The organism is Latilactobacillus fragifolii (assembly GCF_905332535.1).
Lineage (GTDB): Bacteria > Bacillota > Bacilli > Lactobacillales > Lactobacillaceae > Latilactobacillus > Latilactobacillus fragifolii.
In genome coordinates this window covers 1-23,702 of the sequence record NZ_CAJOCF010000013.1, presented here as the reverse complement: position 1 = coordinate 23,702, position 23,702 = coordinate 1, and the positions used below count along the sequence as shown (strand labels likewise).

The window sequence follows — 23,702 nt, the reverse complement described above, 5'->3', positions numbered from 1 at the left end:
GTCTGACTACGAATCAGAAGGTTGTAGGTTCGACTCCTACTGGGTGCATATAACGGGAAATAGCTCAGCTTGGTAGAGCACCTGGTTTGGGACCAGGGGGTCGCAGGTTCGAATCCTGTTTTCCCGATTGTAACGTAAGTTACACATTATAATTTAAGTTTTTTGGCGGTGTAGCTCAGCTGGCTAGAGCGTCCGGTTCATACCCGGGAGGTCGGGGGTTCGATCCCCTTCGCCGCTATTTTTCAAAAAAACTTGGACCTTTAGCTCAGTTGGTTAGAGCAGACGGCTCATAACCGCCCGGTCGTAGGTTCGAGTCCTACAAGGTCCATCGTTTGGTGAGATTTTGTAGTTGGTTATAATATTTTTATATTATCGCGGGATGGAGCAGTCTGGTAGCTCGTCGGGCTCATAACCCGAAGGTCGTAGGTTCAAACCCTACTCCCGCAATTGGTCGCATGGTCTAGCTGGTTAGGACGCCTGCCTGTCACGCAGGAGATCACGGGTTCGAGTCCCGTTGTGACCGTTTCAAAATGGCTCAGTAGCTCAGTTGGTAGAGCAATGGATTGAAGCTCCATGTGTCGGCAGTTCGATTCTGTCCTGCGCCATATCATGAATATGCGGGTGTAGTTTAGTGGTAAAACCACAGCCTTCCAAGCTGTTGTCGCGAGTCCGATTCTCGTCACCCGCTTTTCATGGGCCTATAGCTCAGCTGGTTAGAGCGCACGCCTGATAAGCGTGAGGTCGATGGTTCGAGTCCATTTAGGCCCATTATCTAAATATGGAGAAGTACTCAAGTGGCTGAAGAGGCGCCCCTGCTAAGGGTGTAGGTCGGGAAACTGGCGCGAGGGTTCAAATCCCTCCTTCTCCGTTTTGTATGGCCCGTTGGTCAAGTGGTTAAGACACCGCCCTTTCACGGCGGTATCATGGGTTCAAATCCCGTACGGGTCATTGTAACAATGTTACATTTATATGTTTTATGGAGAATTACCCAAGTCTGGCTGAAGGGAACGGTCTTGAAAACCGTCAGGTGGGTTCTGCCCACGCGAGAGTTCGAATCTCTCATTCTCCTTTATATTATCGCGGGATGGAGCAGTCTGGTAGCTCGTCGGGCTCATAACCCGAAGGTCGTAGGTTCAAACCCTACTCCCGCAATTGGTCGCATGGTCTAGCTGGTTAGGACGCCTGCCTGTCACGCAGGAGATCACGGGTTCGAGTCCCGTTGTGACCGTTTCAAAATGGCTCAGTAGCTCAGTTGGTAGAGCAATGGATTGAAGCTCCATGTGTCGGCAGTTCGATTCTGTCCTGCGCCATTTTTGGAGGAGTAGCGAAGTGGCTAAACGCGGCGGACTGTAAATCCGCTCCTTCGGGTTCGGTGGTTCGAATCCACTCTCCTCCATATTTTTTAGGGATATAGTTTAAAGGTAGAACTACGGTCTCCAAAACCGTCAGTGTGGGTTCAATTCCTACTATCCCTGTTTATATTATAGCTTGCATATTATATGCGAATATAGTATAATTATTCATGTTAATGATGGCGGTATTGGTGAAGTGGTTAACACATCGGTTTGTGGATCCGACATACGTGGGTTCGATTCCCACATACCGCCTTTATTCTTGGGCTATGGCCAAGCGGTAAGGCAACAGGTTTTGATCCTGTCATGCGCTGGTTCGAATCCAGCTAGCCCAATTTACTTTTTAAGGGACAGGATTTGTTCTTTTATGGCGGTATAGCCAAGTGGTAAGGCAGAGGTCTGCAAAACCTTTATCACCGGTTCAAATCCGGTTACCGCCTTTGCGTTTAGGCGCTAACCTTAATTGGTCAAAATGCCGGTGTGGCGGAATTGGCAGACGCGCGGGATTCAAAATCCCGTTTCCTCACGGAAGTATCGGTTCGACCCCGATCACCGGTATAATTGAATATTATACAGTTTTAAAAAGCCTTAGCGATAAGGCTTTTTTTGCGTTAATAGCATTGTTCTTTTGTATACTAATGGTTAATTGATAAACGACCAGCTCCGCAAGCTACTTGTTTTACATGGCATACTTATTTTAGGGAGATTAGTTCCTGTTTTGACAGTACCATTTCGCAGTGTTTAACGGATTATGGGAGCACTTAACTAGTTGTTAAATCAATAAAATGCATTAATTAAAACCTAAAAGCTATTGCTCATTAAATGTGGTAGGATAGTAATAAAAATGGGGAGGATTCAATGCGACAAATAAAATGGTTCGGGGTAATTATTGTATTGATTCTTATTGGTGGGATAGGCTCATTATGGCTTAATCAACCAACTAACCAAGCGCAACAAGCGATGAAGCAAACAGAAAATGAGCAACCGACTTTTTATTTGCATGGTTACGGCGGTTCAGCTCGTTCAACTGATAGCATGATCAAAGCTGCTCGGGAACAAAAAAATGCTACGCAGGTTCTGACTGCAACTGTTCGTAAGAATGGCTCGGTTGCTTTACAGGGCCGTTGGTTAGCTAAAACGACGCGGCCGATCGTGCAAGTTGTTTTTGAAGATAATCGTAATTCTGATTATCAACAAGATGGTGAGTGGTTCAAAAACGTCTTAGTCGCAGTTAATCAGCAACACCACTTTAAACAATTCAACGTAGTGGCGCATTCGATGGGGAATTTGACAGCTGGCTATTATTTATTGAATCATGCGACTGATAAAAAATTGCCTCGCATGGCGAAAATGGTGAATATTGCGGGCCATTTTGATGGAATTATCGGGATGGATGACCAGCCCAATCTAAACCAGATTGAAAAAGATGGTAAACCACAAAAAATGAATGCTACTTATCGACAACTGGTGGGGCTGCGCAAACAGCTTTCTGCAAAATCGATTTCAGTATTGAATATCTATGGTGATCTCGGCGATGGCACACATTCTGATGGGCGTGTTAGCAATGTATCATCACAGTCGTTGCGGTATTTGGTGACCCCTGGCGCAAAATCCTATCAAGAACAGCGGTTCACTGGTAAAAAAGCGCAGCATAGTCAATTACATGAAAATCATGGGGTCAATCAAACGGTCTTAGCGTTTTTATGGTAGAATCTATTAAAAAAAGTGGTGGCGACAAAAATTAATTTTGTCGCCACCACTTTTTTTAATGTTCAAGACGATAGTCACGTGCTGCTTGTTCGAGATTTGAAATGAGGGCTTGTTGTTTTGATGAGAGACGTTGGGTCTTACGACGGGCCATTGAGATATAAAAGATTGGTTGGGGTTTATCTAATAGATCAAGTACTACTAGGTCATCGGCAGGGGTAATACTTGTTTCAGTTAGAAAACCGATGCCGACGTTTTCATGAACCATACTTTTTAAGACACTAACGTCATTGGTTCGATAAATAATTTCGGGTTTAATTTGATTGACGTCCGATAAATTCTTGAAGACGATAGGATGCACAAATCCTTCAGCGAGCATAATAAATTTCTCTTGAGCTAAATCACGAAAGGCGACCGCTGGTTTCAGGGCTAAAGAGCTGCCAGGTGCAACCACAATCTTAAAATGGTGTCGTTCGATGACTTTAGCTGTGATGGTATCAGTTTGAAGGGGGGTTGCAGAGCCAAGAAGGGCGACATCCAGTTCACCGGCCTCTAATGAATTAAGTAATTCTTTGGACCCGCCATCGACGGTCTTAAAATGTTGAATGGTGCCGTTGGCGGCTAATTTTTGCGCTAATTTTGAGAAGTAATAAGTACCGATAATCGGGGGCAAGCCAAAACGTAAATCAGTAGCGTTGAGATTGAGCATGTCATCCTTTGTCAACTTAATTTCCGCTAGTATCCGCGTGGCATGGCGATAAAGTTGTTCACCACTAGGCGTAATGATTAATGATTGGTGTGATTGATCGCGCTCAATGAGTTTGGTTGCAAATTCATCCTCAAGACGTTTGACCGCGTAGGTGATGGTCGGTTGACTGACTTTAAACTGATCAGCAACCGCCGTAAAATTTTTTAATTTAATTAAAGCAACAAAATATGCTAAATCTTTAATCTTCATAGAAACTCCTAAATACTGCGATTTGAAAACCTCATATAAATCTATTTTATCATAATTGTAAGTTTTGACTATCAAATGTTGAAGCGTGTATAGTGAACAACATGATATATAAAGAAAAGGAGATTATTAATTATGAAAGCACAACAAATTTTAAATGATCCGTTTTTAAATAAAGGGACAGCTTTTACTGCTGAAGAACGGGCACAATTCGGCTTAACGGGGATGTTACCACCGCACGTTCAAACAATTGATGATCAAGCTAAACAAGCTTATGCACAATATCAATCGAAGGCAAATATGTTAGAAAAACGGATTTTCTTAATGTCAATCTTCAATGAAAATCGGGTTTTATTCTTCAAGTTATTCAGCCAACACGTTGCTGAATTTATGCCAGTTGTTTACGATCCAACGATTGCAGACACAATTGAAAACTACAGTGCTTTATATGTCAACCCACAACATGCTGCTTTCTTATCAATCGATGATCCAGGTTCAATGAAGACAACATTGGCAAATGCTGCTGATGGTCGTGAAATTAAATTAATCGTTGTAACTGATGGCGAAGGAATCTTAGGAATTGGCGACTGGGGGACACAAGGTGTGGACATCTCAGTTGGTAAGTTGATGGTTTATACGGCTGCTGCCGGAATCGATCCTAGCCAAGTATTACCAGTTGTTTTAGATGTTGGGACCAACCGTGAAAGTTTATTAAATGATGAACTATACTTAGGAAACCGTCATGAACGTGTTCGTGGCGATCGTTACTACGATTTTGTTGATCAATTTGTTCAAACAGCTGAAGAACTATTCCCTAACATGTATCTTCACTTTGAAGATTTTGGCCGGAGCAATGCTGCTAATATCTTGAACAAGTACAAAGATCAAATTGTGACATTCAATGATGATATCCAAGGAACAGGGATTATCACATTAGCTGGGATTTTAGGTGCTTTAAATATCTCTGGTGCTAAGATGACCGACCAAGTTTACATGTGCTTTGGTGCTGGGACTGCTGGTGCTGGGATTACACAACGAATCTTCGAAGAAATGTTACAAGAAGGTTTAACTGAAGAAGAAGCACGTAGCCGTTTCTATATGGTTGACAAGCAAGGACTATTGTTCGATGATGATCCAGAATTAACACCAGAACAAAAACCATTTGCACGCAAACGGAGCGAATTCGCTAATGCTGATGAATTAACAACATTAGAAGCTGCTGTTAAAGCAATTCACCCAACAATCTTAGTCGGCACTTCAACACAACCTGGGACATTTACAGAATCAATTGTGAAAGAAATGGCCGCTCATACAGAACGTCCAATTATCTTCCCATTATCAAACCCAACTAAACTAGCTGAAGCAACTGCTGAAGACTTAATTAAATGGACTGATGGTAAAGCATTAGTTGCGACTGGGATTCCAGCTGCACCTGTTGAATACAACGGTGTCACATATGAAATTGGGCAAGCAAACAATGCTTTAGTTTACCCAGGACTTGGGTTAGGGACAATCGCTTCAACAGCGAAAGTTTTAAATGACGAAATGATTAGTAAAGCAGCGCACTCATTGGGTGGGATTGTTGATCCAACAGAACCTGGCGCAGCTGTATTGCCTCCTGTAACAAAATTAGATGTCTTCTCACAAACTGTTGCTAACGCTGTTGCACAAAGTGCTGTTGACCAAGGTTTGAATAAAGAACCAATTGCTGATGTGCAAAAAGCCGTTGCAGATATGAAATGGGTACCAGAATACAAAGCACTATAATTAAATATAAATTGGTAGGAGAGTGAAAGAGTTGGCAGCATTTCTAACATCATTATCAAGCGTTGTCGAAATCGTCTTAGTCATTGCATTGGGGTTTTGGCTACGGAGTTCTAAGAAATTCGATGATAACTTTAAAGGGACGATTTCATTTTTAATCATGAACGTCGCTTTACCATTATCAATCTTCGTTTCAGTTTTAGATAATTTAACCCGTGAAAAGTTGGTCGGTTTATCTGGCGGCTTAATCTACGTTTTAATTAGTTTTGCGCTCGGTTACCTAGTAGCATGGTTGTTAACAAAGGTTTTCCGGATTCGACCAGGTCGTCGGGGAACATTTATCAATATGTTCGTGAATGCTAATACGATCTTCATTGGGTTACCATTAAACTTGGCACTATTTGGGGATAAGAGTTTACCTTATTTCTTGATTTATTATGTTGCCAACACTGTTTCAACATGGGCAATCGGGGTTTTCTTTATCTCAAGTGATGATCCAACCAAAGAAAAAGGCGCTGCTAAAGGCAAATTTAATTGGCGTAAATTGTTACCTTCACCATTAATCGGTTTCTTAGCCGCATTAATTTATCTTTTAACTGGTTTACCATTACCAGAACTTGTTGATAAGACATTCTCAATGGTTGGTGGGATCGTTACACCAATGTCATTAATCTACATTGGGATTATCTTAGCTGATGCTGGTTTGAAATCAATCCACTTCGACCGCGATACTATTTTAGCATTACTAGGTCGCTTCGTTGTTGCACCAGCTATCATGATTGCGATCATGTTGTTCTTTAAGAACACAGCATCAATCCCAACGATTGAACAAAGCACATTAATTATTCAAGCCGCAACGCCTGGGTTGGCCGTATTACCAATTTTAGTTGGTCAATCCCATGGGGATGTTGAATATGCAACGAATGTTGTGACAACAAGTACCGTCTTATTCGTGGTTGTTGTCCCAATCTTAATGCAAATTGTTCAATATATCTAAAGTTTCAAAGTGTCACTCATCTGACACCCCTAAATGTTATAACCCCCCTAAAGCGCCGTCTCAAGTAGATTGAGGCGGCGCTTTTTTTGTGCTTGAATCAAGTAGAAGAATGATTATTAAAAATGCTCGGCCTTAGTGACCATAAAATCGTTAATGATTACGTTAAAAATTAACGTATTATTTTAGATGGGCGCCATTAAATAGTAACAATTAAGCTTTTGTGTGAAAAAGCACACCGTGTGTTGCCAAAGGTCTTAAAGTGCACTACAATGAAATCGATTTCAATAATATGGAGGGGATGCTACCATGACAGAGCAGATCTATACTAACTTAGCACCTGAGCCATTAGGGCCTTACAGCCAAGCGATTGCATCAAATCAATTGCTCTTTTTGTCAGGACAACTCGGGTTGAAAGATGGTCAATTGGCGCCAGACTTAGCGGGACAAACAAGGCAGGCGATTACAAATATACAATACGTCCTAGCGGCTGCAGGGTTATCACTAAAAAACGTCGTGAAAACCAACTGTTTTTTAACTAATTTGGATGACTTTAACGAATTCAATGAAGTATACGCGAGCTTCTTCGGTGAAAGCGCACCAGCTAGAAGTGCCGTTCAAGTTAGCAAATTACCGGCCGGTGCAATTGTCGAGATCGAAGCTATTGCAATTCGTTAATTGCATCAATGACTGATTAAATAATCATTTGAAATAAGCCTCTAGCGGAGATGAAATACGGTTCATTTAATCCCCGCTAGAGGCTTTTTGTATGTTTAAATTTAATGTCTATTAATTAAGTTAAAAAAGCGTGTAATGAATCTGGGGTTACGTTATTTACGAATGATATTCATAAATAGTAGTTTTTTAGCGCTATTTCACGTATAATAAATTAAAAATAAATTAGAAATGAGGCAAGTATATTGATTTCGACTGAAACGACACTAGCTGGATACCATTTCGATAACTGTTTCATGAATGCAGCGGGAGTTTACTGTTATGATGCTGCTGAATTAAATCAATTGCAAGCTTCAAAGGCTGCGACTTTCGTAACTAAGAGTGCGACCGTTGTCCCACGCGCGGGAAACCCAGAACCACGTTATCAATCAACACGTTTAGGTAGTATCAATTCAATGGGCTTGCCGAATAAAGGCCTCTCTTATTATTTGGACTATGTGCGTCAACAGCAAAAGGTTGTGCCAAACAAAACATACTTCCAATCCATTACGGGTTTTAATATTGAAGAAGACGAGCAACTGCTGGCACAGATTAGTGCTTCTGATTTTAACGGTGTCGTAGAGTTGAACTTATCTTGTCCTAACGTGCCAGGCAAACCGCAAACGGGTTATGATTTTGATATGGTTGAAAAGATTTTAACGCGTGTATTTACGGTTTATCGGGGGCCATTAGGGGTTAAATTACCACCGTATTTTGATATCGTACATTTCGATCAAATGGCATTCATTTTGAATCAATTTCCATTAGCCTTTGTCAATTCAGTCAATAGCATTGGAAACGGCTTGGCAATTGATGTGGTAACTGAACAAGTTGTGATTAAACCCAAACATGGTTTCGGTGGCATCGGTGGCGAGTATCTCAAACCAACTGCCTTAGCAAATGTCCATGCGTTCTATCAACGCTTGAAACCAACTATTCAAATTATTGGAACTGGGGGCATTCAATCTGGGCAAGATGCGTTTGAACATATTTTGTGTGGTGCTAGCATGGTTCAAGTTGGGACGGCGCTTCAAAAAGAAGGACCTAATATTTTTGAGCGTTTAACGTGCGAATTACAGACAATCATGGCCCAAAAAGGTTATACTAAACTGTCTGACTTTAGAGGCAAACTACACTATTTAGATTAGTTGAAACGAGGATTTACAATGCGATATCGGTATTTATTTTTTGACATGGACAATACCTTATTCGATTTTGATGCGGATGAAGAGCAAGCTTTAGCCCAATTATTTAAAGATCAAGGGGTGCCACTGAGCGCTGCAACTAAAAAAGCTTATCAGGCATTTAATCAAAGTTTGTGGCGCCAGTATGAAGCAGGGACATTAACCCGGGAAATGTTGTTAAACACACGCTTTGCAACTTTCTTTAAAGAACAGTTTAATCAGATCGTTGATGGGCCAACATTGTCACGAAACTATTTGGACAAGCTAGCAAGAGGCCATGCCTTGATGCCACAAGCGGAAATGTTGCTGAAGGTGTTACAAGCGGACAATGTTAAGCTATATGTGACAACCAATGGTGTCGCCAATACGCAATATCGGCGGTTACAAGATGCTGGCTTAAGCACCTATTTTGATGCCGTTTTTGTTTCGGAAGAGTTAGGATATCAAAAACCTGATCCACGGTATTTCCAGCGTGTCTTTAAACAATTAGTGGGGATTTCACAAGCAGAGGCTCTGATTGTCGGTGACTCACTTACTTCAGATGTGCAAGGCGGACAGAACGTAGGCGTTTCCACCGCTTGGTACAATCCAAACCATCAAGTAAATCGAATGACAGATGTACAGCCAACACATGAAATTGAACACTTAATGGATTTATTGGCGCTTTAAAAGCCGATTGACGGCATTCAAGAGGAGTGGATAAATATGAAAAAACAACGCTATTTCAGAATTAGTCTCGGATGGCGAATCTTAATCGGAATCGGCCTAGGCTTAGTGGTTGGCCGGCTTTTCTACCATAATCAAACTGCTATTTCAATCTTACAATCAATTGGGACGTTGTTTATCAACTTGATTAAAATGATTGTGTTACCAATTGTTGTTTCCTGTCTAGTGGTCGGGATTGCTAAGATGGGTGATATTAAAAAACTGGGGCGCATTGGTGGGAAGACTTTATTGTATTTTGAAGTGATGACGACCTTCGCAATTATTCTCGGCTTAACGGTTGGCAATATCACTAAACCAGGTGCGTTGATTAACATTCATACTTTGGCACAAGGCTCAATCAGTCAATACACGGCTGCAGCTAAGACTGCTGGTAATCATGGCTTGGGCGATATCATCATGGATATCGTACCAACGAATTTCTTTGCAGCCTTGGGATCTGGTGAAATGATTCCTGTCATCTTTTTCACGGTCATGTTTGGTTTAGGATTAGCGACCTTTGGAAAAAAGGCAACACCACTCATTGACGCTTTTGAAATGATTTCAGAAGTCATGTTCAAGATGACAAACTGGATTATGCAGTTGGCACCAATTGGGGTGTTTGCATTAATTGGCGTTACAATTGCGCAATTTGGCTTTGCGGCTTTGAAACCGTTACTTTATTTCATCATTGTTTGTTACGTAACGATGGCATTTTTCGTTATTGTTGTGGCCGGATTGGTCGCGCGAATTTGGCACATCAATATTTTTGAAATCGTGAAAGTTTTCAAAGAAGAACTGGTGCTAGCTTTTTCAACGGCGAGTTCAGAAGCAGCGTTGCCAAAAATAATGGAAAAAGTGCAAGCCTACGGTGTGAGTCAAGGTATTGCTTCTTTTGTGATTCCAACCGGTTATTCATTTAACTTGGATGGCTCGGCAATTTATCAATCATTAGCGGCGTTATTCTTAGCGCAAGCCTATCACATTCATTTGAGTCTTACTCAACAAATTACGCTGTTAGTAGTCTTAATGATCACCTCAAAAGGGATGGCTGGTGTTCCTGGCGCTTCATTCGTTGTCTTACTAGCAACGATTACCACAATCGGTGTGCCAGCAGCGGGGGTAGCCTTCATTGCAGGGATTGATCGAATTGTGGATATGGGACGAACTGCCGTTAACGTTATGGGTAATTCATTAGCAGCGGTAATTATTGCCAAGTCAGAGAACGAATTCGATGAGCAAAAACATCAACAGTACATGAGTAGTAATGAACATAAATAAGGTAAAGGTCTTAAATCAATCGATTTAAGACCTTTTTTGGTGGTAAAAAGCAGTGTTACTCACTTTGAATAAGTAACGGTTTCCAGTTGTAAAAGCTTAAGTAATGCAACTTTTAACCTTTTTTTGTTAATTATCTAGACCAATTTTGCAGATAATTTAAAAATGATTAGACAGATTAGAATTTTGTGGTAAAATTAATCCAGTAAAGCGTTTTTAAAAATAAAAACGTGGCACTGTTAACTCAATCAATAATGTTTATGCCATTATTTTTTTATTTTAATTGATAGCGTTTTATTGATGAGTATGACAACTATTTTATTAAGGAGGTTTTTGTGAATGGTTGGAATCGTTATTGCAAGTCACGGGGAGTTTGCCAAAGGGATCATGCAATCTGGCTCAATGATTTTTGGCGAACAAGAAAAAGTACAAGCGGTTACTTTTATGCCTAATGAAGGTCCGGATGATTTGAAAGCGCATTTAGAAGCTGCCGTTGCAACGTTTGATGCGGATGATGACGTCTTATTCTTAGTTGATCTTTGGGGAGGTTCACCATTTAATCAAGCTAATGGCTTGTTTGAAGCACATAAAGATAAGTGGGCGATTGTTACAGGGTTGAATTTACCAATGCTGATTGAAGCTTACGCATCTCGTTTATCGATGACATCGGCGCATGAAATCGCAGCACATATCATTGATGAAGCTAAAGCAGGGGTTCGGGTTAAACCGGAAGAACTGCAACCAAAAGAAGCCCCTAAGGCAGAAACTACACAAACAGCTTCAAACTCAGGAACACCTGGTAAGTTCAAATATGTTTTAGCTCGAATTGATTCACGTTTGTTACATGGTCAAGTTGCAACAACCTGGTCGAAGACAACTAACCCAACGCGGATTATTGTTGTTTCAGACAACGTTGCGAAAGACGAATTACGAACAAACTTAATCAAACAAGCTGCTCCTTCTGGGATCAAGGCACACGTTGTGCCAGTTGATCAAATGATTAAATTGGCTAAAGACGATCAACATTTTGGTAAGGAACGGGCTTTATTATTATTTGAAACGCCACAGGATGCACTTAGAGCAGTTGAAGGTGGGGTACCACTCGAAACAATTAACGTTGGTTCGATGGCACACTCAACGGGTAAAGTGCAACCAAATACTGTTTTGGCTTTTGATCAAGATGATATTGATACTTTTGAAAAACTTAAAGCTAAGGGCATTAAGTTCGATGTTCGTAAAGTGCCAAGTGATTCAAAGGGGAACATGGACAGTATCCTGAAAAAAGCACAAGCAGAGCTAGACAAACAAAATAATAAATAACATCAGAAGAAAATGGAGGATTAATAATCATGGATTTGAATTTCATTCAAGTGATTTTGGTCATTTTTATCGCATTTCTAGCTGGTATGGAAGGTATCTTAGATCAATTCCATTTCCATCAGCCAGTTATTGCTTGTACATTAATCGGTCTTGTAACCGGTCAATTATTACCTTGTCTTATCTTAGGTGGGACTTTACAAATGATTGCCTTAGGTTGGGCTAACGTTGGTGCCGCCGTTGCACCTGATGCTGCTTTGGCATCAATCGCATCTGCAATTATTTTAGTACTTGGTGGTCAAGGTAAAGCAGGCGTTACATCAGCAATTGCAATCGCTGTTCCGCTTGCTGTCGCTGGATTATTATTAACAATCATCGTCCGGACATTAGCAACTGGTATCGTGCACATCATGGATGCTGCTGCTAAAGAAGGTAATTTCCGGAAGATTGAAATGTGGCAATATATTGCTATTATCATGCAAGGTTTACGTATCGCTATTCCTGCTGGCCTAATCTTAGCTATCGGTGCTGGCCCTGTTAAAGAAATGTTGACTGCAATGCCAGTTTGGTTAACAGACGGGTTAGCAATCGGCGGTGGAATGGTTGTTGCTGTTGGTTATGCAATGGTTATTAACATGATGGCAACTAAAGAAGTATGGCCATTCTTCGCAATTGGTTTCGTACTTGCTACTATCTCACAATTGACACTTATCGGTCTTGGTGCAATCGGTATCTCACTTGCCCTAATATACTTAGCCCTTTCAAAACAAGGTGGCTCAGGTAATGGCGGTGCTTCAAATACTGGTGACCCACTTGGCGATATTATCGATAACTACTAAGAAGGAGGCTAACAATTATGGCAGAACAACTAAAATTAACACGTAAAGATCGTATTTCTGTTTGGCTACGTTCAACTTTCCTTCAAGGTTCTTGGAACTACGAACGTATGCAAAATGGGGGCTGGGCTTACTCATTAATCCCAGCAATTAAGAAATTATACAAAACAAAAGAAGACCGGGCGGCTGCTTTAGTGCGTCACATGGAATTCTTTAATACTCATCCTTATGTTGCTTCTCCAATTATCGGGGTAACATTGGCACTTGAAGAAGAACGTGCTAACGGCGCGCCAATCGATGACGTTACAATTCAAGGGGTTAAAGTTGGGATGATGGGACCTTTGGCTGGTATCGGCGATCCTGTATTCTGGTTCACTGTTAAACCAATCATTGGTGCTTTGGCAGCATCGCTTGCGATGAGCGGTAATATCCTCGGTCCAATCATTTACTTTATCGCTTGGAATGCTATTCGGATGTCATTCATGTGGTATACACAAGAATTTGGCTACCGTGCGGGTTCAAAAATTACAGAAGATTTATCTGGTGGTATTTTGCAAGACATCACAAAAGGGGCTTCAATCCTGGGGATGTTTATCCTAGGTTCATTGGTTAACCGTTGGGTATCCGTCAAGTTTACGCCGGTTGTTTCATCGGTTAAGTTGGACAAAGGCGCATTCATTGACTGGGGTAAATTACCGAGTGGGGCCAAAGGTATCCAATCAGCCTTACAACAACAAGCCCAAGGTTTGTCATTGACAAGCAATAAAGTGACAACGTTGCAAGACAACTTGGATAGCTTAATTCCTGGATTAGCTGCATTAGGATTAACATTATTCTGCATGTGGTTGCTTAAGAAGAAAGTTTCACCAATTGTTATTATTCTTGGCTTATTCGTAGTCGGAATTGTCTTCCATTTATTACACTTAATGTAAAAGCGTGCATCCCTGACAGATTGCTCTTGAGCATTAGCTTAGGGTTGTGAATTCCTGATAGTCAGTACATGTTTAGCAAATAAATAAGGGGCTAGGACAAAGAGAATTTGTTCTAGCCCCTTATTTAATAAATTAAACAAGTTCGCGATTATTTGGTATTTTGCGTTAATCCTCAGGAGATTGTCTGAGGATGCCCCACGATGTTTTATAAAAGCGTATAATGAAAGTAAGTTTTGGGAAATGGAGTCGATATTATGGTTCAATCGATCAATACAAAAGTGGACTTGGTGATTAAAGCCACATCATTCACAGCACTCTCTGATTATGGACAAATCATGATTGGGGATAAAGGGTTTGAATTTTTCAATGATCGTGACGCGCGACAATTTATTCAAATTCCGTGGGAAGAAGTTGACTACGTGATTGCATCAGTCATGTTCAAGGGAAAGTGGATTCCCCGCTATGCAATTCAAACAAAGAAAAATGGCACATATACCTTTGCTTCAAAGGAACCTAAAAAAGTGCTACGTGCTATTCGTGAATATGTTCCCGCAGAACGGTTAGTTCAATCGTTAGGGGTTTGGGACGTCATTAAGCGTGTATTTAAGCGCAAATCGAATTAATTTCAGAAAGATGTGGCTAATATTAGTCACATCTTTTAAGTGCTAGCATTATCTGACATTTTAATTGGTGCCGATTTGAGTGGCGTGCTAGAATATCATATGAGGTTGATTATTCAACGTTTTAAAATTTAAGCTAAATGAGGTAATGAGAATGGGATTTGATGAAGCAATTAAGGCAATTAAGGCGGGAAAAAAAGTCGTCCGAACGGGCTGGGACGGTCCAGAATTATTTATTTTTCAAGTGACCGATGGTACGTTTGCCGGCGAAACGATCAGTCCTTACTTACTGATTAAAACGACAGAAACACCAGCGTATTCAATGTTTCAACCAACATCGTGTGATGTATTGGCTGATGATTGGCAACTAGTCGACTAATGGGACATTTTGTAGATTTAGCGACGAAGACCGTTTTAATCACCGGAGCGGCATCGGGGATTGGCCGTGCTCAAGTGGCTGCTTTTTTAGCAGAAGGGGCATTGGTGTTAGCACTTGATCGCCAGCCGATAGAGGCCCCTGTTGATAATCGGTGCATAACGGCGCAAGTCGATATTTGTGATGAAACCCAATTAATAACGACATTAGCAACTTTGCTAGCGGAACATGGGCCAATTGATGTGGTCTGCAATACGGCGGGGGTGTTGGACGCCTATGCACCAACCCTTGAAACCAGTAGTGCGGATTGGGACCGAATTATGGCAACGAACTTAAAAAGTCAATACCTTGTAACGAATGCGGTCTTGCCGACAATGGTAGCGCAAAAGCACGGGGTATTCATTAATATGGCTTCAATTGCTGGTTTAGTTGCTGGTGGTGGCGGGGCGGCTTATACAGCATCGAAACACGCTATTATTGGCTATACAAAGCAGCTTGATTATGATTATGCTGCTAAGGGAATTCGTGCCAATTGTATTGCACCAGGTGCGATTGAGACCCCGATGAACGCCGCTGATTTTGCAGGGGCCGGCGAAATGGCACAAGAAGTTGCACACCAGACACCGGCTGGGCGTTGGGCGCAGCCGATTGAAGTGGCAAATTTAAGTGTTTATTTGGCGAGCGATGTTGCTGATTATATTCATGGCACCGTCGTTCCAATTGACGGTGGCTGGATCGAAAAATAAGATAGGCACATTTATCGGTTCGATGCATATCAGCTGAATTGACGGCGATCCTACAAGAACACCGTGATTTAACCTTTGTTAGTCGAGAAAAAGACGGTTATCAAAACGTACTAAGAGGAGAAAAGAGATGCAACAAATTATTTTATTACTTGCTGTCGGTGTTTTAGCCGGCGTGCTAGGTTCAGTTTTAGGGATTGGTGGTGGCATCATTGTGACCCCGGTATTAACGCTAGCGATTGGCTTAGACATTAAATATGCGATTGGGGCTAGCATTATTGCCGTTATCGCAACGAGTTCGGGTGCAACTATCGCTTATTTGAAAGATGATATGCTTAACTTGCGAGTGGCGATGTTTTTAGAAATCGCAACAACCATCGGAGCGATTGTCGGGGCGTTATTGACCGGAATCGTGCCAACTGGCTTTTTATTCATCCTATTTGGCGCATTTTTGCTATTTTCAACATACAACATGATTCAAAAATTACGCGGTAAAGTCGCAGAACAACACGTTGGCGCTGATGAAGATAAGTGGGCTAAGAAGTTGAACTTAAATGGGACTTACTACGACAAAGCCAATCAAAAACAAGTCGACTACGCTGTCGAACAAGTACCAGGCGGCTTTGCCATGATGTTTGGGGCCGGAATTGCTTCAGGTCTGCTTGGTATCGGGAGTGGTGTGTTCAAAGTGACAGCTATGGATACAATTATGAAGATGCCACTGAAACCATCAAGTGCTACGAGTAATTTAATGATGGGCGTCACAGCAGCCGCATCAGCCACTGTTTATTTCTTTAGTGGTGCGATTATTCCAAGCGTTGCGGCACCATTAGCAATTGGCATTTTGGTGGGGTCAACTGTGGGTTCACGGATTATGCAATATTTGCAACCGCGTGTGATTCGGATGATTTTTATTCCTATTTTGTTATATACAGGCTTACAAATGGTGCTTAAAGGATTCGGGGTGCATATTTAATGACAGATAAAAAAACAGAGATGGCCCAAATTGAACTCGTCATCGGTAAAATTTTACGCATTGGGGTGGCTGTTTCAGCAACACTTCTCATTATTGGCATGCTAGTTGCTATCGTTCACGGTGGGACCGGCTATTCAGAATACCAATTTCCAACAACATTCACGGGGATTTTTAGCGGCATTGCCGCTTTTAAGGCCGGTGCGATAATTATGTTGGGGCTATTTTGCCTCATCTTAACGCCAGTTCTGCGCGTGGTGGTGTCCATTTACGCATTTGCTAAAGAAGGCGACAATCTATACGTTTGGATTACCGTTATTGTATTAGTCATCTTAATTATCGGAATGGCAATTGGATTTATTAAAAAATAAAATGTGGTGACAGCACACGGTGCGTGAAAAAGCAGGCCCTACGATCAAATTTGATCGTAGGGCCTGCTTTTTCTATTGTGCCAATGTTCAGTTAAAGCCCCCCGCTAGCACGTGCTATTTTATGCCTAGAATTCTTTTCTTTTTTTCTTCGAATTCTTCGTGGGTCATTAGGCCATCATCATGCATTTTGAGGTAGGCCATAATGAGATCGCCAGTTTTAACGTAACTGAGGTCTTCTTCTTCAACGGTTGGTTTTTCGAGGTAGTCAGCTAAGGCTGTGTATAACTTGCGCACAGCAAGATTATCAGCGGGTTCAAAACTGATGACAATTTTTTCGAGGGCGTGGTTGGGTTTTTGGTAGAGAATTTGGAGATGGCCATGCCGATAAGTCGCTTCAAAAAAGCGGACTGATTTTAATTTGCTAAACGGAATGTCGCGGTCTTGATTTTGTTTCTTCTTAAATAGACCGGGGTAGTGAATCGTTAGAATATTTTCGTCATAGGTTAATTCAAGTTTTTGTGGTTTTTTAATGAGATAGGTTTGCATCGCTTACTCCTTTAATCATTCTTAAGTAAAAGCACGGTAGTTCTTAATAAATGAGGCCTAAACTTACCTTTATCATAGTAGACAGTGCCCCTAAATAGCAAGCTGTTCGTATTAGTTTATGAAACGAGGTGGGAAGATGAAATTTTCGATGGGCGTTCGTAACGGCCTGTTAATGGCATTACCAATTTGGTGTTTAATAATCTTTTCAATTACGTATTGGTTACGTTAAATTAAAAAACGGGTGCCGCACAAAAATGTGCAGTGCCTGTTTTTTTACGTCAATTGCCTGTTTTTTAGGTCTAAAGACGGTTTTTATGCTAGTATGAATAGACGACAATTAGTGACATTGATTGCATCTATGCGCTGTAATTATTATAATGAAATCAATGTCCAAAGATAAGGAGGAGGAAACCAATTGAATATTGGGATATTTACGGACACCTACTTCCCACAAGTTAGTGGTGTGGCAACCTCCATTAAAACATTAAAAGAAGCTCTGGAAAAACAAGGGCATTCGGTCTACATATTTACAACGACCGATCCACATGTTGACAAAGAGGCAGTCGAACCAAATATTTTTCGGTTTGCTAGTGTCCCGTTTGTCTCATTTACGGACCGGCGAATTGCTGTGCGCGGTTTATTTCACGCTTATCAAGTAGCTAAGGAATTGGATCTCGATATCGTGCATACCCAGACCGAATTTTCAATGGGCTACATCGGCAAGTTTGTCGCTAAAAATTTAAAAATTCCTTGTTTACACACGTATCACACGATGTATGAGGATTATTTACACTATGTTTTAAACGGGAAGTTATTGCGGCCATACCATGTTAAGCAAATGTCCAAGGCCTTTTTATATCACATGTCAGGGATTGTGGCACCATCAAAACGGGTTTCTCAAACACTAAACGGCTATCAAGTGAAGGCCCCTATTCGGATTATTCCGACGGGGGTCGATATTAGTCGCTTTGAACGTGAAGTGACCCGCGACATAAGAACTGAGTTAGGCTTGACGCCTGACCAACCGGTGCTTTTATCGTTGAGTCGCGTGGCTTATGAAAAACGGATTGATATTTTAGTTGATGCGTTACCAAAATTAGTCGCCCAAACACCGGATTTAATGTTAGTGATTGTCGGTGAAGGCCCAGCTCGCGAAGACTTAGAAGCCCAAGTTGCAAAGTTAAACATGACCGATCACGTGATTTTCACTGGAATGGTTGATAATGATGAAGTCGCAAATTACTATCATATGGCCGATCTTTTTGTCTCAGCCAGTGATTCTGAATCACAAGGATTAACTTATATCGAAGCGATGGCTGCTGAACTGAAAATTGTTGTCATGACAAGTCCCTATGCAGCTGAATTATTAACTGATCCTTCAATTGGGACCACGTTTACGAACGAAGATGAAATGATTCATCAAGTATCGAATTATTTGAATCATCCACATGCCTTTGATGATCCAGCACCGCGCCAGAAGAAGTTACATGCTATTTCGGCGGATTATTTTGCGGAACAGATGATTCATTTCTATAAACAATCACAGCTATTATATGCCGAATTAAAGTTAGACCAAGATGATTTATTGGAATTAGAAGATTTAGATACTAAAAAATAAGTCGCGTTGGCGGAAAACTGTTGATTAAATGATCAACAGTTTTTTCATATCGCTGCTAATAACAAGAAAAAGGGTCGTTTATGAGTAGAACGAATAAGATTGTTTTTGCAGTCATGCTGTTGATTGGATGTGGCATTTTCGCCTATGAAAGTCGCACGTTGGCGTTGAAACAGCTGTTTATTGATATTAGTCATCTGAAACTTTGGTGGCTGTTGGTTGCCTTATTATGTATGTTAATTTCGTGGTTTTTCGAAGCACTTGTCTTACGCGTCTTTTTAAAAGGCCGCACAAAACACTTTTCTTTATCCAATGCGCTGCGAATTCCATTGATTGCGCAACTATTCAATGCGATTACACCGTTTTCTTCAGGCGGGCAACCAGCACAACTGGTTGCATTGATGCAATCGCGGGTGGAAGCGGGGCAAGCTAGCTCAGTATTGCTGATGAAGTTTATTGTTTACCAATTCATGGTGCTGCTTAATTTCTTATTGAGTATGATTATTGGTTTTTCACAAGTTTCCAAGCATTTTGGTACGTTATCAATTTTGATTACCTTCGGATTAATTGTGCATGTAGTCGTTTTAGCCGTATTGTTGCTCATCATGTATTATAATCGTTTTACAAAACAGCTCGTACATTGGCTATTAATGCCTGTCGGGTGGTTCGTTTCTCAAAAAAAGGTGACCGAATGGCGGACGATATTAATGGCCAAAATTGATACCTTTTACGCGGAGAGTCTCCATCTTAAGGGCGAGAAAAAGAAATTAATCAAGGGTTGTCTGTTAACCCTGGGGCAACTCTTTTTTTATTATAGTGTACCGTACTTCGTTTTATTGGCACTTGGCATTGCGCATGTTAATTATTTAGAAGTAATGGTCTTACACATCATGATTGTCATGATTGTGTCACTTTTTCCAATCCCAGGGGGTTCTGGTGGCGCAGAATATAGTTTTAAGACGTTATTTGCCACTTTTATACCGAGTTCAAGTAAACTGGTTTTAGGGATGTTGCTCTGGCGATTGTTTACGTATTATCTCGGAATGTTTATGGGGATTGGTGCGTTAGCGGTTAAACCAAGAATAACTGATAAAAAGTAGGAGGCGTTTTTGATGCAACCAACAATTGGCTTCATTGGAACAGGTGTCATGGGTAGTAGTATGATTAAAAATTTATTGAAGGCTGACTACCCAGTCGTTGTGTATAATCGGACAAAACAAAAAGCCCAATCAGTCGTGGCATGCGGTGCAACATGGGCTGATTCACCAGCAGCAGTTGTCGCGCAAAGTCAGATTGTGCTATCAATCGTAGGTTATCCACAAGATGTCGAAGCAATTTATTATGGTGAAGATGGGATTTTCAAGGCTGCACAAGCGGGACAAATCTTGGTGGATATGACGACCAGCACGCCAACTTTAGCACAGCAAATTGCCCAAACAGCGGCTGACAAGGGCATTCAAGCACTGGATGCGCCCGTTTCTGGTGGGGATGTCGGGGCTCAAAATGGCACCTTAACGATTATGGTCGGTGGCGATCAAGCTGCCTATGAAACAGTGCTACCAGTTTTTAAAGCAATGGGAAAAACGGTGCATTACTTTGGTGCTGCTGGGACGGGCCAACATACGAAAATGGCCAATCAGATTATGATTGCTGGCACAATGACCGGCATGACAGAGATGTTAGTGTATGCTAAAGCAGCCGGTTTGGATTTAGAAGCTGTTTTGAAAACCGTTAATGGTGGGAGTGCTCAAAATTGGAGTCTTGCTAACTATGGTCCGCGGATATTGGCACAAGATTATACGCCAGGTTTTTTTGCAAAACATTTTTTAAAAGATTTAAAAATTGCGTTAACGGAATCCGAAAAGCTGGGCCTTCATTTACCGGCGACGCTTCAAGCTAAGAAACTCTATGCGCAGCTTGTCAATGATAAACAATTGGGTGATGACGGCACCCAAGCTTTAATCAAATTATGGTGGTCTTCTTCAAAATAATTGGATATAAACGGTGCAGAAGTGCGCTTTTTCTGATAAACTGATAGTTAGTTATTAAAGGAGGCTTCGCCATGCAATCATCACAGTTAGTTGCGATTATCAAACGTCTGGTAGCAATGCAAGAAGATCAAAGCGCTGAGGTTCAAGAAAGACGTTTTGAAAAGGACGGCGATTTAAAAGCAACTGTTAGTTATGACCCTCAAGCTCAAGCGTTTGAACTTGAAGACAGTAACACACATCAACAATTCCAATTTGACAATATTGATTTAGTTGCAATGGAACTATACGATTTATTAGCAGACTAGTTAATTAACCATTGAGTATCGAATTACTTGATGGTTTTTTTGCTACTTGAAGTAGGCAATCGGACTTGTCCAGTTGCGACTTAGATTATTAAAAATGGTTTAATATTTGGCATTCGAGCCAGTTACATATTGCTTTTCATTCAACGGATGTGTAAACTGATTTTCAGATTGTCAACGGCTATTTAAAGCCCAACGACCTTTAACGGAGGCTACTGTACTGATGAAACAAATTGGTCATAAAATTCAATCAGGATTAAGCACACGATGGGGATTTTTCCTCTTTGCGGTTGCCTTATTCTGGCTTAAAACGATTTACGCATATCAAACAAAATTTAACTTAGGTGTTAAAGGCGGCATGCAAGCCTTCTTAATGACAATTAATCCCATTCCAACAACCCTATTGCTATTTGGGATTGCTTTATTTATGAATGGTCGCAAGTCATACATTACGTTAATTATTATTGATTTAATAACCTCAACTTGGTTATTTGCGAATATTTTGTATTACCGGGAATTTTCAGACTTCTTGACCTTCAACTTAATGAAAGGTTCTGGTGCGGTATCGAATAACTTAGGCAAGAGTATTGCTGGAATTATTGAATATTCAGATTTTCTAGTCTTTGCCGATGTTTTATTACTAATCATCCTATTGGCGACTAAGTTAGTGAAGATTGATCACCGCGTCTTTATGAAACGGAATGCCTTTGCAATTACTGGGTTAGCTGTTGTACTATTTGGTGCCAACTTGGGGATTGCTGAAGCGGATCGTTCTGGCTTACTGACCCGAACATTCGATAATAACTATATTGTTAAATATCTTGGGATGAACGCGTACACCGTTTATGATGGTGTGAAGACAACTAAGAACAATGCGATTAAGGCCAATGCTGACAGTAGTAGTATGAGCAGTGTCTTAAAGTATATGAAAGACAACCGAGTGTCACCTAATGTTGAATACACGGGTGTGGCAAAGGGAAAAAATGTCTTTGTAATCCATTTAGAGAGTTTCCAACAATTTTTAATTGACTACAAGTGGGACGGTCAAGAAGTAACGCCGAATATTAACAAGTTATATCATGACCAAAATACGCTCAGTTTTGATAATTTCTTTAACCAAGTTGGTCAAGGAAAAACCGCGGATGCTGAATTAATGCTCGAAAATTCATTGTTTGGTTTACCTGAAGGGGCTGCAATGGTCACTCAAGGGACCACTAATACATTCCAAGCAGCACCTTCAATTTTAGATCAGCGAGGTTACACAACGGCTTCTTTCCATGGCGATGTTCCCAGTTTTTGGAATCGGGATAATACTTACAAATCATGGGGCTATGATTACTTCTTTAGTTCGCAATACTTTAAAGAAGGTAAGGGCTACAACGTTGGGTATGGTCTGAAAGATAAAATTTTCATGAAAGACTCTGCGCAATACATTGAACAATTACCGCAACCGTTCTATGCTAAATTAATTACTGTGACAAATCACTATCCATACTTATTGGATAAACAAAATCAATCAATTGCCAAAACTGACACTGGTGATGATACAGTTGATGGGTACGTTCAAACTGCTAAGTATTTAGATCAATCAATTGGTGAATTCTTAGCTTGGCTACAAAAGACCGGTTTAGATAAGAATAGTATGCTTGTTTTATACGGGGATCACTATGGCATTTCTGGAAATCATAAGAAGGCTGTCGCGAAATTATTGAATATGGATAAATTCACCGATTTTGACAATGCTCAATTCCAAAAGGTTCCTTTCATGGTTCACATGGATGGGTTGAAAGGGGGCATTAACCATACTTATGGTGGTGAAATTGATGTCTTGCCAACCTTGTTAAACCTATTAGGTGTGAAAAATGACGATACTATTCAGTTTGGTTCTGATTTACTTGCGCCGAACCGAAATCAGACAGTTGCTTTTAGAAACGGAGACTTTGTCACCCCAGAGTATACGAAGGTAGGCAGTACCTATTACGATACGACTAATGGTAAAGCCTTGACGAATTTAACGGCAGCGCAGAAGAAACAACTGGCAGCAATCGGCGAACATGTAACAGAAGAATTGTCGCTTTCTGATAAAGTAATTACCGGCGATTTACTTCGGTTCTATACACCACAAGGATTCAAAAAACCTGATAAATCCAAGATTAGTTATAAGGTCAAAGATGCTAAAGCTAAATTGAAAGATAGTAATAGTAAAACAAGTGTCATCCAACAAAATAATGGGAAGTCAATGATGGACCTTTATGAAACGGATGCACCTGAATTGAAATAGAGTGTGTAAAGACGTTACGGTATGACCTATACCCCAATTGTTAAAGTAAAAACTTTAATGATTGGGGTATTTTGATGACTAAAATTTCTAAACAGACAAAATTAAAAGCAATCCTTGAGTATCATCAAGGAGAATTTAGTAAGAATCAA

Annotated in this window: 22 protein-coding genes and 20 tRNA genes; 40 read left to right on the top strand and 2 right to left on the bottom strand. The window is 40.8% G+C overall.

The window, feature by feature from the left end; translation table 11 throughout:
• The first annotated feature begins 53 nt into the window (after positions 1-53).
• From J7Q78_RS09910 to J7Q78_RS09810, 21 genes are all read left to right on the top strand, one after another.
• A tRNA-Pro gene (locus tag J7Q78_RS09910) sits at positions 54-127 on the top strand.
• 37 nt (positions 128-164) lie between these two features.
• Positions 165-238, top strand: a tRNA-Met gene (locus J7Q78_RS09905).
• 16 nt (positions 239-254) lie between these two features.
• Positions 255-328, top strand: a tRNA-Ile gene (locus J7Q78_RS09900).
• Positions 329-373: 45 nt separating this feature from the next.
• Positions 374-447: transfer RNA gene (locus J7Q78_RS09895), tRNA-Met, on the top strand.
• 2 nt (positions 448-449) lie between these two features.
• Positions 450-523 (top strand) — tRNA-Asp (locus J7Q78_RS09890).
• 9 nt (positions 524-532) lie between these two features.
• Positions 533-605, top strand: a tRNA-Phe gene (locus J7Q78_RS09885).
• Between the two features lie 12 nt (positions 606-617).
• Positions 618-688: transfer RNA gene (locus tag J7Q78_RS09880), tRNA-Gly, on the top strand.
• A 6-nt stretch (positions 689-694) separates the two neighbouring features.
• A tRNA-Ile gene (locus tag J7Q78_RS09875) sits at positions 695-768 on the top strand.
• Between the two features lie 12 nt (positions 769-780).
• A tRNA-Ser gene (locus J7Q78_RS09870) sits at positions 781-868 on the top strand.
• Positions 869-876: 8 nt separating this feature from the next.
• Positions 877-948, top strand: a tRNA-Glu gene (locus tag J7Q78_RS09865).
• A 30-nt stretch (positions 949-978) separates the two neighbouring features.
• A tRNA-Ser gene (locus tag J7Q78_RS09860) sits at positions 979-1,069 on the top strand.
• 9 nt (positions 1,070-1,078) lie between these two features.
• Positions 1,079-1,152 (top strand) — tRNA-Met (locus J7Q78_RS09855).
• 2 nt (positions 1,153-1,154) lie between these two features.
• Positions 1,155-1,228 (top strand) — tRNA-Asp (locus J7Q78_RS09850).
• 9 nt (positions 1,229-1,237) lie between these two features.
• Positions 1,238-1,310, top strand: a tRNA-Phe gene (locus tag J7Q78_RS09845).
• 5 nt (positions 1,311-1,315) lie between these two features.
• Positions 1,316-1,396, top strand: a tRNA-Tyr gene (locus tag J7Q78_RS09840).
• Between the two features lie 8 nt (positions 1,397-1,404).
• Positions 1,405-1,475: transfer RNA gene (locus J7Q78_RS09835), tRNA-Trp, on the top strand.
• Between the two features lie 59 nt (positions 1,476-1,534).
• Positions 1,535-1,607: transfer RNA gene (locus tag J7Q78_RS09830), tRNA-His, on the top strand.
• An 8-nt stretch (positions 1,608-1,615) separates the two neighbouring features.
• A tRNA-Gln gene (locus tag J7Q78_RS09825) sits at positions 1,616-1,687 on the top strand.
• Between the two features lie 34 nt (positions 1,688-1,721).
• Positions 1,722-1,792 (top strand) — tRNA-Cys (locus tag J7Q78_RS09820).
• A 34-nt stretch (positions 1,793-1,826) separates the two neighbouring features.
• Positions 1,827-1,910, top strand: a tRNA-Leu gene (locus J7Q78_RS09815).
• A 300-nt stretch (positions 1,911-2,210) separates the two neighbouring features.
• Complete coding sequence (locus tag J7Q78_RS09810) at positions 2,211-3,062, top strand: alpha/beta hydrolase (protein WP_208423174.1); 852 nt, start codon at positions 2,211-2,213, stop codon at positions 3,060-3,062.
• Positions 3,063-3,117: 55 nt separating this feature from the next.
• On the opposite strand, the gene J7Q78_RS09805 is transcribed toward J7Q78_RS09810, so the two are convergent.
• A complete protein-coding gene (locus tag J7Q78_RS09805) occupies positions 3,118-4,017 on the bottom strand; it encodes a LysR family transcriptional regulator (RefSeq protein ID WP_208423173.1) in 900 nt (299 codons plus the stop codon).
• Between the two features lie 132 nt (positions 4,018-4,149).
• On the opposite strand from J7Q78_RS09805, the gene J7Q78_RS09800 reads away from it, so the two are divergent.
• From J7Q78_RS09800 to J7Q78_RS09735, 14 genes are all read left to right on the top strand, one after another.
• Positions 4,150-5,781: a malolactic enzyme gene (locus tag J7Q78_RS09800; RefSeq protein ID WP_208423172.1), complete on the top strand. Its 1,632-nt coding sequence runs from the start codon at positions 4,150-4,152 to the stop codon at positions 5,779-5,781.
• A gap of 31 nt (positions 5,782-5,812) precedes the next feature.
• On the top strand, positions 5,813-6,775 hold the full coding sequence (locus J7Q78_RS09795; RefSeq protein ID WP_208423171.1) for an AEC family transporter: 963 nt from the start codon (positions 5,813-5,815) through the stop codon (positions 6,773-6,775).
• A gap of 306 nt (positions 6,776-7,081) precedes the next feature.
• Positions 7,082-7,450: a RidA family protein gene (locus J7Q78_RS09790; RefSeq protein WP_208423170.1), complete on the top strand. Its 369-nt coding sequence runs from the start codon at positions 7,082-7,084 to the stop codon at positions 7,448-7,450.
• Positions 7,451-7,692: 242 nt separating this feature from the next.
• Entirely contained in the window at positions 7,693-8,634 is a 942-nt protein-coding gene (locus J7Q78_RS09785) for a dihydroorotate oxidase (RefSeq protein WP_208423169.1), read from the top strand.
• An 18-nt stretch (positions 8,635-8,652) separates the two neighbouring features.
• The gene (locus tag J7Q78_RS09780) at positions 8,653-9,339 is read left to right on the top strand and encodes a YjjG family noncanonical pyrimidine nucleotidase (RefSeq protein WP_208423168.1); all 687 of its coding nucleotides are present in this window, start codon (positions 8,653-8,655) and stop codon (positions 9,337-9,339) included.
• Between the two features lie 36 nt (positions 9,340-9,375).
• Positions 9,376-10,653 carry a cation:dicarboxylate symporter family transporter gene (locus J7Q78_RS09775; protein ID WP_208423167.1) on the top strand — a complete coding sequence of 426 codons (1,278 nt, stop codon included), beginning with the start codon at positions 9,376-9,378 and terminating at the stop codon, positions 10,651-10,653.
• Between the two features lie 336 nt (positions 10,654-10,989).
• Positions 10,990-11,970: a mannose/fructose/sorbose PTS transporter subunit IIA gene (locus tag J7Q78_RS09770; RefSeq protein ID WP_208423166.1), complete on the top strand. Its 981-nt coding sequence runs from the start codon at positions 10,990-10,992 to the stop codon at positions 11,968-11,970.
• 29 nt (positions 11,971-11,999) lie between these two features.
• A complete protein-coding gene (locus J7Q78_RS09765; protein ID WP_154243356.1) occupies positions 12,000-12,806 on the top strand; it encodes a PTS mannose/fructose/sorbose transporter subunit IIC in 807 nt (268 codons plus the stop codon).
• Positions 12,807-12,823: 17 nt separating this feature from the next.
• Positions 12,824-13,735 (top strand): PTS system mannose/fructose/sorbose family transporter subunit IID, encoded by a 912-nt coding sequence (locus J7Q78_RS09760; RefSeq protein ID WP_154243357.1) that lies wholly within the window; start codon positions 12,824-12,826, stop codon positions 13,733-13,735.
• A 254-nt stretch (positions 13,736-13,989) separates the two neighbouring features.
• Entirely contained in the window at positions 13,990-14,358 is a 369-nt protein-coding gene (locus tag J7Q78_RS09755; RefSeq protein ID WP_154243358.1) for a DUF956 family protein, read from the top strand.
• 151 nt (positions 14,359-14,509) lie between these two features.
• Complete coding sequence (locus J7Q78_RS09750) at positions 14,510-14,734, top strand: DUF2829 domain-containing protein (protein WP_208423165.1); 225 nt, start codon at positions 14,510-14,512, stop codon at positions 14,732-14,734.
• On the top strand, positions 14,734-15,477 hold the full coding sequence (locus tag J7Q78_RS09745) for a 3-oxoacyl-ACP reductase (protein ID WP_208423164.1): 744 nt from the start codon (positions 14,734-14,736) through the stop codon (positions 15,475-15,477). The genes J7Q78_RS09750 and J7Q78_RS09745 overlap by 1 nt, the downstream gene beginning before the upstream one ends.
• Positions 15,478-15,604: 127 nt before the next feature.
• Complete coding sequence (locus J7Q78_RS09740) at positions 15,605-16,450, top strand: sulfite exporter TauE/SafE family protein (protein ID WP_154243361.1); 846 nt, start codon at positions 15,605-15,607, stop codon at positions 16,448-16,450.
• Entirely contained in the window at positions 16,450-16,818 is a 369-nt protein-coding gene (locus J7Q78_RS09735; RefSeq protein ID WP_154243362.1) for a DUF1634 domain-containing protein, read from the top strand. The genes J7Q78_RS09740 and J7Q78_RS09735 overlap by 1 nt, the downstream gene beginning before the upstream one ends.
• 114 nt (positions 16,819-16,932) lie before the next feature.
• Here J7Q78_RS09735 and J7Q78_RS09730 read toward each other — a convergent pair whose 3' ends face one another.
• On the bottom strand, positions 16,933-17,364 hold the full coding sequence (locus J7Q78_RS09730) for a hypothetical protein (RefSeq protein ID WP_208423163.1): 432 nt from the start codon (positions 17,362-17,364) through the stop codon (positions 16,933-16,935).
• Between the two features lie 415 nt (positions 17,365-17,779).
• Here J7Q78_RS09730 and J7Q78_RS09725 point away from each other — a divergent pair, with 415 nt between their 5' ends.
• The 5 genes from J7Q78_RS09725 (at position 17,780) to J7Q78_RS09705 (ending at position 23,553) form a co-directional block, all read left to right on the top strand.
• Positions 17,780-18,982 (top strand): glycosyltransferase family 4 protein, encoded by a 1,203-nt coding sequence (locus tag J7Q78_RS09725; protein ID WP_154243364.1) that lies wholly within the window; start codon positions 17,780-17,782, stop codon positions 18,980-18,982.
• 80 nt (positions 18,983-19,062) lie between these two features.
• Entirely contained in the window at positions 19,063-20,079 is a 1,017-nt protein-coding gene (locus tag J7Q78_RS09720) for a lysylphosphatidylglycerol synthase transmembrane domain-containing protein (RefSeq protein WP_154243365.1), read from the top strand.
• Between the two features lie 12 nt (positions 20,080-20,091).
• Positions 20,092-20,970 (top strand): NAD(P)-dependent oxidoreductase, encoded by an 879-nt coding sequence (locus tag J7Q78_RS09715; protein WP_208423162.1) that lies wholly within the window; start codon positions 20,092-20,094, stop codon positions 20,968-20,970.
• Positions 20,971-21,041: 71 nt separating this feature from the next.
• A complete protein-coding gene (locus tag J7Q78_RS09710; RefSeq protein ID WP_004271171.1) occupies positions 21,042-21,275 on the top strand; it encodes a YkuJ family protein in 234 nt (77 codons plus the stop codon).
• Between the two features lie 220 nt (positions 21,276-21,495).
• Complete coding sequence (locus tag J7Q78_RS09705) at positions 21,496-23,553, top strand: LTA synthase family protein (protein ID WP_208423161.1); 2,058 nt, start codon at positions 21,496-21,498, stop codon at positions 23,551-23,553.
• The last annotated feature ends 149 nt before the right edge of the window (positions 23,554-23,702 follow it).

Excerpts from the sequence above, each read along its gene's own strand:
- J7Q78_RS09810 (WP_208423174.1), top strand. The coding sequence starts at position 2,211 with ATGCGACAAATAAAATGGTTCGGGGTAATTATTGTATTGATTCTTATT.
- J7Q78_RS09805 (WP_208423173.1), bottom strand. The coding sequence starts at position 4,017 with ATGAAGATTAAAGATTTAGCATATTTTGTTGCTTTAATTAAATTAAAA.
- J7Q78_RS09800 (WP_208423172.1), top strand. The coding sequence starts at position 4,150 with ATGAAAGCACAACAAATTTTAAATGATCCGTTTTTAAATAAAGGGACA.
- J7Q78_RS09790 (WP_208423170.1), top strand. The coding sequence starts at position 7,082 with ATGACAGAGCAGATCTATACTAACTTAGCACCTGAGCCATTAGGGCCT.
- J7Q78_RS09780 (WP_208423168.1), top strand. The coding sequence starts at position 8,653 with ATGCGATATCGGTATTTATTTTTTGACATGGACAATACCTTATTCGAT.
- J7Q78_RS09775 (WP_208423167.1), top strand. The coding sequence starts at position 9,376 with ATGAAAAAACAACGCTATTTCAGAATTAGTCTCGGATGGCGAATCTTA.
- J7Q78_RS09770 (WP_208423166.1), top strand. The coding sequence starts at position 10,990 with ATGGTTGGAATCGTTATTGCAAGTCACGGGGAGTTTGCCAAAGGGATC.
- J7Q78_RS09765 (WP_154243356.1), top strand. The coding sequence starts at position 12,000 with ATGGATTTGAATTTCATTCAAGTGATTTTGGTCATTTTTATCGCATTT.
- J7Q78_RS09760 (WP_154243357.1), top strand. The coding sequence starts at position 12,824 with ATGGCAGAACAACTAAAATTAACACGTAAAGATCGTATTTCTGTTTGG.
- J7Q78_RS09755 (WP_154243358.1), top strand. The coding sequence starts at position 13,990 with ATGGTTCAATCGATCAATACAAAAGTGGACTTGGTGATTAAAGCCACA.
- J7Q78_RS09750 (WP_208423165.1), top strand. The coding sequence starts at position 14,510 with ATGGGATTTGATGAAGCAATTAAGGCAATTAAGGCGGGAAAAAAAGTC.
- J7Q78_RS09745 (WP_208423164.1), top strand. The coding sequence starts at position 14,734 with ATGGGACATTTTGTAGATTTAGCGACGAAGACCGTTTTAATCACCGGA.
- J7Q78_RS09740 (WP_154243361.1), top strand. The coding sequence starts at position 15,605 with ATGCAACAAATTATTTTATTACTTGCTGTCGGTGTTTTAGCCGGCGTG.
- J7Q78_RS09735 (WP_154243362.1), top strand. The coding sequence starts at position 16,450 with ATGACAGATAAAAAAACAGAGATGGCCCAAATTGAACTCGTCATCGGT.
- J7Q78_RS09730 (WP_208423163.1), bottom strand. The coding sequence starts at position 17,364 with ATGCAAACCTATCTCATTAAAAAACCACAAAAACTTGAATTAACCTAT.
- J7Q78_RS09720 (WP_154243365.1), top strand. The coding sequence starts at position 19,063 with ATGAGTAGAACGAATAAGATTGTTTTTGCAGTCATGCTGTTGATTGGA.
- J7Q78_RS09715 (WP_208423162.1), top strand. The coding sequence starts at position 20,092 with ATGCAACCAACAATTGGCTTCATTGGAACAGGTGTCATGGGTAGTAGT.
- J7Q78_RS09710 (WP_004271171.1), top strand. The coding sequence starts at position 21,042 with ATGCAATCATCACAGTTAGTTGCGATTATCAAACGTCTGGTAGCAATG.
- J7Q78_RS09705 (WP_208423161.1), top strand. The coding sequence starts at position 21,496 with ATGAAACAAATTGGTCATAAAATTCAATCAGGATTAAGCACACGATGG.